Source organism: Aeromonas tecta, from assembly GCF_000820185.1.
GTDB lineage: Bacteria > Pseudomonadota > Gammaproteobacteria > Enterobacterales > Aeromonadaceae > Aeromonas > Aeromonas tecta.
Genome location: NZ_CDCA01000030.1, coordinates 572 through 9,355, shown reverse-complemented (window position 1 = coordinate 9,355; position 8,784 = coordinate 572). Strand labels below are relative to the sequence as shown.

8 protein-coding genes are annotated in these 8,784 nt (G+C 62.6%); 4 read left to right on the top strand and 4 right to left on the bottom strand.

The window, feature by feature from the left end:
* The 4 genes from bioD to bioB form a co-directional block, all read right to left on the bottom strand.
* Nucleotides 1–343 (bottom strand): ATP-dependent dethiobiotin synthetase BioD (gene bioD, locus BN1137_RS13835; protein ID WP_157433765.1); only part of this gene is annotated, 343 nt, incomplete at its 3' end.
* 133 nt (nt 344–476) lie between these two features.
* Nucleotides 477–1,340, bottom strand: a complete 864-nt coding sequence (gene bioC / locus BN1137_RS13830) for a malonyl-ACP O-methyltransferase BioC (protein WP_050719175.1) — start codon at nt 1,338–1,340, stop codon at nt 477–479.
* On the bottom strand, nt 1,333–2,523 hold the full coding sequence (bioF, locus tag BN1137_RS13825; RefSeq protein ID WP_050719174.1) for an 8-amino-7-oxononanoate synthase: 1,191 nt from the start codon (nt 2,521–2,523) through the stop codon (nt 1,333–1,335). Before bioF ends, bioC begins: the two co-directional genes overlap by 8 nt.
* Nucleotides 2,520–3,620, bottom strand: a complete 1,101-nt coding sequence (bioB, locus tag BN1137_RS13820; RefSeq protein WP_050719173.1) for a biotin synthase BioB — start codon at nt 3,618–3,620, stop codon at nt 2,520–2,522. The genes bioF and bioB overlap by 4 nt, the downstream gene beginning before the upstream one ends.
* A 186-nt stretch (nt 3,621–3,806) precedes the next feature.
* Here bioB and bioA point away from each other — a divergent pair, with 186 nt between their 5' ends.
* The 4 genes from bioA to BN1137_RS13800 all read left to right on the top strand — a co-directional run.
* Entirely contained in the window at nt 3,807–5,081 is a 1,275-nt protein-coding gene (gene bioA, locus BN1137_RS13815; RefSeq protein ID WP_050719172.1) for an adenosylmethionine--8-amino-7-oxononanoate transaminase, read from the top strand.
* 132 nt (nt 5,082–5,213) lie between these two features.
* Nucleotides 5,214–6,026, top strand: a complete 813-nt coding sequence (locus tag BN1137_RS13810; protein WP_050719176.1) for a HAMP domain-containing protein — start codon at nt 5,214–5,216, stop codon at nt 6,024–6,026.
* Between the two features lie 269 nt (nt 6,027–6,295).
* A complete protein-coding gene (gene asnS / locus BN1137_RS13805; RefSeq protein WP_050719171.1) occupies nt 6,296–7,696 on the top strand; it encodes an asparagine--tRNA ligase in 1,401 nt (466 codons plus the stop codon).
* A gap of 338 nt (nt 7,697–8,034) precedes the next feature.
* The coding region (locus BN1137_RS13800; RefSeq protein WP_157433766.1) for an anaerobic C4-dicarboxylate transporter at nt 8,035–8,784 on the top strand (750 nt) is incomplete at its 3' end.

Here is an 8,784-nt window from a genome sequence, read left to right as displayed (position 1 = left end):
GTATCAGCTCGGCCCCCGCCTGCTCTATGTTGCGCAGCCCTTCCGACAAGCCGCTCAGGGTGATGGCCTCATCCACCTCGCGGGCGGCGATATGGGGCGCGATGGGGGGCGCGTAGGCAAACGGATTGACCAAGTCGTAGGGCAGCGCCAGGCTGGCAGCGGCCTGCAGCAGCAGGGCATCCTGGTTGCGCAGCCCCTCAGGGGTGCGGGCGCAGCCCGCCGAGATGGGTTTGTAACCGGCGCACAGTATCTTCTGGGCGGCAAACTCCTGCAGCAGGGTGCGGGCGACCAGGGTCTTGCCCACGTCGGTATCGGTGCCGGTGATGAAGAAGGATTTAACCATGATGACTCCTCAACGCAAGAAAGGTGGCGGCCTGGCCGCACACCTGCGTTTCAATGATGTTGATTGGCAAGCCCCGGCGGGGGCGTCTCGAGCGGCCCGGTTGAGGCAGCTCGAGCAGATCGATGGGGCGGATTCACTCCCGCGTCAGCTGACCCAGGCAGACCTGATAGCTGGCGGTCAGCATGCCATCTGCTTGACGGTATTGCTCATAGGCTTCCCCCAGACGCAGCAGGCGCTGACGGTTGCCCAGGCCAACCTGGCGCTCGTCATTGACCTGACTTGCCCCTATGCCCTTGAGATCGCGCAGCAGACCATTGAGGGACGGATAGGCGAGAGACCAGGTCAGAGACTGCAGTGCGGGAGAGCAGAAACCACCCTGGCTGAGGGCATGCTGCAATTGTGACAGGCTGAGGAAGCGATTGACATGTGCACAGTCGTCAACTGTGCGCCAGGCCTCACGCAGCTGCCACAGCGAGTCCGACAGCAGGGTCGAGAACAGCAGCCGACCACCGGGCTTGAGCACCCGATGGATCTCGGCAAAGGCCTGCGCCGGCCGTTCACACCACTGCAGGGCCAAGCTGGAGAAGATCCAGTCAAGGCTCTGATCTGCAAACGGCAACTGCTCCGCATCGCCGCACAGCAGCAGGGCGCCGCTGCCGCGCTGTGCCGCCTGTTGCAGCATGCCGGGGGCGAGATCCAGCCCGTGCAGTTGCTGGCAATGGCTGGCGAGATGGGGCAGGAAAAAACCCGTGCCGCAGCCCAGATCCAGCCCGGCGACGGGGCGTGCCAACGCCGGGCTCCGATGTTTATCCATCGCCATGCTCGCATCGCTCATGCAGGCCAATAGCGCCTGCCCCACCTCCTGCTGGAAGCGGGCGTGGGCGTCGTAATGGCGGGCGGCGGCGCCGAAGCGGCGCGCGAGTTGCACCTTGTCCACCCGCTGGAAGGCGTCATGCTGCTGAGTATCAGACTGTGTGTCAGGCCGTGCTTCAGGCATAGTGCAGACCCTCCGCCCTCATCCCCAGCCCTTCCAGCAGGCGGTCGATGTCCTGCTCGCAATGGGCGGCGCTCAGAGTAATACGTAGCCGCGCGGTGCCCGCCGGCACTGTGGGCGGGCGGATGGCGCCGACCCAGAGGCCGGCCGCGCGCAGCCGCTCGCTCAGGGCGAGGGCGCTGCGGCTCTCCCCCACCAGCAGCGGCTGAATGGGCGTCTCGCTCGCGCCGAGCGTCCAGCCAAGCTGGCTGGCCCCCTGCCGAAAGCGGGTTATCAGTCGTTGCAAATGGGCGCGGCTCTCATCGGCAGCGCGCACCAGCGAGATGCTCTGGCTGACCGCGCAGGCCTGGGCGGCGGGCATGTGGGTGCTGTAGACGTAGGGGCGGGCGAAGTTGACCAGGTAGTCCACCAGCGCGCGGGTGCCGCCGACGAAGGCACCGGCCACCCCGAGCGCCTTGCCAAAGGTGCCCATCTGGATGTGCACGCTATTCGGGCTCACCCCTTGCGCCGCCAGGGTGCCGCGCCCCTCTGGCCCGAGCACCCCGAGGCCGTGGGCATCGTCGATCATCAGCCAGTTATGGCTCTGGGCGGCCAGTTGGCTGAGCGCTGCCCAAGGCCCCTGATCCCCGTCCATGCTAAACACCCCCTCGGAGACGATGAGCCCCCGACCGGGTTCAAGCTGACCTTCTAGCGCCGCCATGTCGTTGTGGGCAAAGCGCCGCATCTTGCAGGGCAGCTGGCTGCCCATCTCCTGCAATGAGGCGTGGTTGAGCCTGTCTTGCCACAGCAGGTGCTCCTTGCCGAGCAAGGCTTTGAGCACCGCCTGATTGGCCGAGAAGCCACAGTTGAACAGCAGCACCGCCTCCAGCCCCAACCAGTCGGCAATCTGCTCTTCCAACTGTTGATGGGCACGGCTGTAGCCCGTCACCAGCGGCGAGGCGCCGGATCCCGCGCCATGCTCATCCACTCCGGCCTTGAACGCCGTCTTGATGGCCTCGTGACTCCCCAGCCCCAGGTAGTCGTTGGCGGAGAAGTTGAGGTAGTCGCGCCCCCCTACCCACAACCGAGAGCCGGTGACAAGCTCGGTCGGGGTGCGGCGGCGCAGCAGGGCATCCTGCTCGCGGGCGACCAAGGCCTCATTCAGCGCAAAGGGGCCCTTCTCAGCAGTCGAATAGACAGATTTCATGCTGGTTTTGCAGCGGATTGCACTGCCACGCGCTGGCGAGTCGCGTCATAGAACAGCTCGTCGCCAACGGGTTCGCGTGTCACCCGGGCCAGCAATTCCTCTTCCTGCACCGCATCGGGCTTCTGGGGCCGCTGGGCGGGGCGGATGCCGAGGCGCTTGAACAGCTGCATGTCACTGTTTTCGTCCGGGTTCGGGGTGGTCAGCAGCTTGCAGCCGTAGAAGATGGAGTTGGCACCGGCCATAAAGCACATGGCCTGCATCTGCTCGTTCATCTTCTCCCGCCCGGCGGAAAGGCGCACATGGGAGCTCGGCATCATGATGCGTGCCACGGCGATGGTGCGGATAAATTCGAAGGAGTCGAGATTGGCCTCGTTCTCGAGCGGCGTGCCCTTTACCTTGACCAGCATGTTGATGGGCACGCTTTCGGGGTGGCGCGGCAGGTTGGCCAGCGCTATCAGCAAACCGGCTCTGTCTCGGGCCTGCTCCCCCATGCCGACGATGCCGCCGGAGCAGACCTTCATGCCGGCGCCGCGCACATTCTCCAGAGTATCGAGTCGGTCCTGATAAGTGCGGGTGGTGATGATGTCACCGTAGAACTCCGGCGAGGTGTCGAGGTTGTGGTTGTAGTAGTCGAGCCCGGCGGCGCCCAGACGCGAGGCCTGATCCGCGGTCAACATGCCCAGCGTCATACAGGTCTCCATGCCGAGCCCCCGCACCCCCTCGATCATCTGCAGGATATAGGGCATGTCTTTTTCCTTGGGGTTGCGCCAGGCGGCCCCCATGCAGAAGCGCGACGAGCCGTTGGCCCTGGCCTCGCGGGCCCGGGTCAGCACCTTTTCCACCTCCATCAGCCGTTCGGTCTCGAGTCCGGTATGATAGCGGGCGCTCTGGGGGCAATACTTGCAATCCTCCGGACAGGCGCCGGTCTTGATGGAGAGTAGGGTGCTGACCTGCACCTCGTTGGGATCGAAATGGGCGCGATGCACCGTCTGGGCCTGAAACAGCAGATCGTTGAATGGCAAGGCAAACAGCGCCTGAACCTCGTCGTGAGTCCAGTCGTGACGCAGGGCATGGGCGCCCGTCGGTTGAGCATGCATGGGTGGCTTCCAGTTGTGATGATGGAGTCCGCCTTCTTGTCGGGCAGACCGCCAAACCGCCACTGACCGCCCTCGTCGACGCGACGGGAGGGCCAAGCCAAGTGGCTGAAATTGTTGGCTAGTGTAGAGAGCAGGCGTAGACTGTCAACACCGACCAGATCAATTAAATTGACAACGGAACATAAATTGACCAATCAAGAATTCGACCTTCGCCATGTCTGGCACCCCTATACCTCCCTCACCCAACCCCTGCCCTGCTACGAGGTGGCCAGCGCCAAAGGCGTGACCCTGACCCTCAGCGACGGCCGAAAGTTGGTGGATGGCATGAGCTCCTGGTGGGCCTGTGTGCACGGTTATCAGGTGCCTGAACTCGATGCGGCCGCCACTGCCCAGCTCGGCAAGATGGCTCATGTCATGTTCGGCGGCCTGACCCATCAGCCCGCCATCGAACTGTGTCGCAAGCTGGTGGAGATCACGCCAGCTAAGCTGGATCGGGTGTTCCTGGCGGATTCTGGCTCGGTGGCGGTGGAGGTCGCGCTCAAGATGGCGCAGCAGTACTGGCACGCCAAAGGCACGCCCCGCGCCAAGTTTGTCTCCTTGCGCGGCGGTTACCACGGCGACACCTTCGGCGCCATGAGCGTCTGCGATCCCGATGGCGGCATGCATCAGCTCTATCAGGGCTTCCTGCCGGAGCAACTCTTTGTCGAGGCGCCGAGCTGCCGTTTTCATGCCCAGTGGGATGAAAATTGCGTGGTGGAGCTCGCCACCCTGCTGGCGGATAGACACGAAGAGATCGCCGCCATCATTCTCGAGCCCATAGTGCAGGGCGCCGGCGGCATGCGCTTCTATCACCCGCGCTACCTGCAGTGGGTGCGTGCCCTGTGCGACGAGTTCGGGGTGCTGCTCATCGCCGACGAGATCGCCACCGGTTTCGGCCGCACCGGCCAACTGTTCGCCTGTGACTGGGCGGGCATCAGCCCGGACATCATGTGCCTGGGCAAGGCGCTCACCGGCGGTTATATGACGCTGTCGGCCACCCTCACCACCGAGCAGGTGGCCCACACCATCTGCGAAGGGGAAGCCGGCGTCTTCATGCACGGGCCGACCTTTATGGGCAATCCACTGGCCTGCGCCGTGGCCAACGCCTCCATCGATCTGCTGCTCGCCTCACCCTGGCGCGATCGGGTACAGGCCATCGAACATCAGCTCAAGACCGAGCTGGTCCAGCTGACCCTGAACCCGGCGGTGGCGGATGTGCGAGTGCTCGGCGCCATCGGGGTGGTGGAGATGAAGGAGCGAGTCGATGTGGCGCGCATCCAGCGCAAGCTGGTCGAGCTAGGGGCCTGGGTCCGCCCCTTTGGCAAGCTCATCTACCTGATGCCTCCCTTCGTCATCACGCCGCAAGAGCTGAGCCTGTTGACCCACGCCATCACGCAAGCCATCGCCGAGGGCGAATACTGATCCCGTCCCTGCCGACCCCGCGGTTGCGCGGGGTCTTTTGAATCTTTTTCATCAGAATGTGAGCGAGACATCAAAACCCGACAGACGAGAAGGGTAGACTGCGCGGGTTTTACCCAACAGATGTACCGTCTCATGCGCCTCTCCATCGCTGCCAAAATTAATTTTTTCCTGCTGTTCATCTTCTCCATGGTGTTGGTGTTCTCCGCGGCCTATCAGGCGGTGCGCGAACGTGACCTCATCCTGACCCTCATCAAAGAGCAGAGCCGCGAGCAGACCGAAGCCTATTTCGATGGCCTCAACATGCTGATGCTGACCGGCAAAATGGAAGCCCGCGACACCCTGCGCAACAAGTTCATGGATCACGCCCACGTGGAAGATGCCCGCATAGTGCGCGGCGCGGCGGTGAACAAGCAGTACGGACCGGGTCGCGAAACCGAGGCGCCAAAGGACAGATTCGATGCGCTGGCACTGGCGGGCAAGGGCAGCCTGGAGGTGGTGCACGACGACATGCACAGCCGACTGGTGGTGACCCGCCCGCTGCTGGCGAAGAAGGACTTTCGTGGCACCGACTGCACCAGCTGCCACCAGGTACCGGAGAACACCGTGCTGGGGGCGGTGCGTTTCGACTACTCCCTCGACACCCTGTTCACCCGGGTCGAGCAGAATATCCTCACCTCGGCGCTCAGCCTGACCGTCATCTTCGGCCTCGGCCTGCTGCTGACGCTCTGGGTCATCCGTACCTGGATAGTGCGCCCCCTCAACCAGCTGACCCGCTCCATGGAGGAGGCCACCGATCTGCATGACTTCGGCCATCGACTGGAAGGGGATGAGGGAGACGAGATAGGCCGGGTCGCGCTGGCCTACAACCAGATGCTCGACAGTGTGGAGCGCCAGCTCGGCAAGCGTCCCGCCCCCGGAGAGCAGGACAAGAAAAACCAGGGCTGAGTCGGAGCAAAGACGCCGCCTCCTGGCTCGTACCAGGATCCACCAGGCGCCTAGTATTCTGCCGCCGTACTCGCCTCCCGTTTTTACGGCCCGCCTTGCGAGCAATCCGGGCCGATAACCCCGCAATCACCCGATATTTTTGCTTGGTTTTATCAAACCCCCGCGGGTAAGATTGACGGCTTAGTCTGCCAGCCAGGGCCATTCATGCCCCGGCCAGACCCCTAGTGTTGCAAATAGCGCTGCAAGAACAAGCTGGAGACAAAATTTCGATGACGCACGCATCCGTAGTAGATGTGCTGGCCGGTAAGTATGCGGTTGGCACCACCCAGACAGTCAAAGGGTGGATCCGGACCCGCCGTGATTCCAAGGCGGGGATCTCATTTTTGGCCATCTCCGATGGCTCCTGTTTCCATCCGGTACAGGCAGTCGTCCCCAATTCCCTGGCCAATTACGAGAATGAAGTGCTGCGTCTGACCACCGCTTGCTCCGTGGAAGTGACCGGTATCGTTGCCGCCTCCCAGGGCAGCGGTCAGGCCTTCGAGCTGCAAGCCACCGACGTCAAGGTGGTAGGCTGGGTCGAAGATCCGGACACCTATCCCATGGCCGCCAAGCGCCACAGCATCGAATACCTGCGCGAGCAGGCTCACCTGCGCCCACGTACCAACATGGTCGGCGCCGTGACCCGGGTGCGCAACTGCCTAGCCCAGGCCATTCACCGCTTCTTCCACGAAGAAGGCTACCTGTGGATTGCCGCCCCGCTCATCACCGCCTCCGACACCGAAGGCGCTGGCGAGATGTTCCGCGTCTCCACCCTGGATCTGGAAAACCTGCCGCGCACCGACGCCGGCAAGGTCGACTACGACAAGGACTTCTTCGGCAAGGAGACCTTCCTGACCGTGTCCGGCCAGTTGAACGTCGAAACCTATGCCTGCGCCCTGTCCAAGGTCTACACCTTCGGGCCGACCTTCCGCGCCGAAAACTCCAACACCAGCCGCCACCTGGCCGAGTTCTGGATGGTGGAGCCGGAGATCGCCTTCGCGGATCTGGAAGACAACGCCGCCCTGGCCGAAGCCATGCTCAAATACGTCTTCAACGCCGTATTGGCCGAGCGCCGCGATGATCTGGAGTTCTTCGCCCAGCACATCGACAAGGACGCCATCGGCCGTCTGGAGCGCTTCGTCTCCTCCGATTTCGCCCAGATTGACTACACCGACGCCATCGAAGTGCTGAAAAACTGTGGCAAGAAGTTCGAGTTCCCGGTCTCCTGGGGCATCGATCTCTCCTCCGAGCACGAGCGCTATCTGGCCGAGGAACACTTCAAGTCTCCAGTGGTAGTGAAGAACTACCCGAAAGACATCAAGGCCTTCTACATGCGCCTCAACGACGACGGCAAGACCGTTGCCGCCATGGACGTACTGGCCCCAGGTATCGGCGAGATCATCGGTGGCGCCCAGCGTGAAGAACGTCTGGACGTGCTGGATGCGCGCATGGCCGAGATGGGTCTGAACAAGGAAGACTACTGGTGGTACCGCGACCTGCGCCGCTACGGCACAGTGCCGCACTCAGGCTTTGGTCTGGGCTTCGAGCGCCTGGTGGTCTATGTGACCGGCATGGGCAACGTGCGCGACGTCATCCCCTTCCCGCGTACCCCCCGCACCGCCGAGTTCTAAGCACTACTCGATCGATTGCAAAAAGCCGACCTCAGGGTCGGCTTTTTTATTGCCTCACGGGCACCATCTTTATGGTCTCACGGGCACCCTAGCCCGCCTCGCCATCCCCATCCGCTCCCCCCTTGCTCGCCTCTGCCCGTCTTTTCAGCCTCAATTTCGCCACCAAAACCGTAGTTTTTATGCACTTAAATCGAAAAAACATGGGTTGTTGAACTACCTCAAATTTTTACCCCTTTTGGGTAGGCAAAATAACCACTAACCCTTTAGGGCTAAATAAAAACAGACAATGTCGTCCTGGGCGCTGCGCCTGAATGGATTGAATCACACGAGGTAATGGAATGATCTTCATGGAATTTATGGTGGTACTCGGCTGCTTGCTGCTGGGTACCCGTTTCGGGGGCATGGGACTGGGTCTCATCAGCGGCATAGGTCTGTTCCTGCTGACCTTCGTGTTCGGCCTTACCCCAGGTGAGCCACCGGTACAGGTCATGCTGACCATACTGGCGGTGATCGGCTGCGCCGCCACCCTGCAGACCGCCGGCGGCCTCAATCTGATGATGCAGGTGGCCGAGCGCCTGCTGCGTCGTCACCCGCAATACATCACCATTCTGGCGCCCCTCACCACCTGGACCCTCACCTTCCTGTGCGGTACCGGCCACGTGGTCTACACCATGTTCCCCATCATCGCCGACATAGCGCTGCAGAAGAATATCCGCCCGGAACGTCCGATGGCAGTGGCTTCTGTTGCCTCCCAGATGGCGATCTGCGCATCGCCGGTGTCGGTGGCCGTGGTCTCCATGGTTTCCATCCTCGCCGCCGGTCACGGTATCGGTCAGGCCTATGGCCTGCTCGATATCCTGATGATCGCCATCCCCTCCTCCCTGGCCGGGGTGATCATGGCCGCACTGTGGAGCCTGCGCCGCGGCAAGGATCTGGACAAGGATGAAGAGTTCCAGGCCAAGCTCAAGGATCCGCAGCAGCGCGAATTCATCTACGGCGGTGGCGAGACCCTGCTCAACACCAAGTTCCCGAAAGAAGCCTACTGGTCGACCTGGATCTTCTTCGCCGCCATCGCCGCCGTGGTGGTG

What these genes read in the sequence shown, in the direction of transcription:
- bioC (WP_050719175.1), bottom strand. Translation starts at nt 1,340, where the DNA reads ATGCCTGAAGCACGGCCTGACACACAGTCTGATACTCAGCAGCATGAC.
- bioF (WP_050719174.1), bottom strand. Translation starts at nt 2,523, where the DNA reads ATGAAATCTGTCTATTCGACTGCTGAGAAGGGCCCCTTTGCGCTGAAT.
- bioB (WP_050719173.1), bottom strand. Translation starts at nt 3,620, where the DNA reads ATGCATGCTCAACCGACGGGCGCCCATGCCCTGCGTCACGACTGGACT.
- BN1137_RS13810 (WP_050719176.1), top strand. Translation starts at nt 5,214, where the DNA reads ATGCGCCTCTCCATCGCTGCCAAAATTAATTTTTTCCTGCTGTTCATC.
- asnS (WP_050719171.1), top strand. Translation starts at nt 6,296, where the DNA reads ATGACGCACGCATCCGTAGTAGATGTGCTGGCCGGTAAGTATGCGGTT.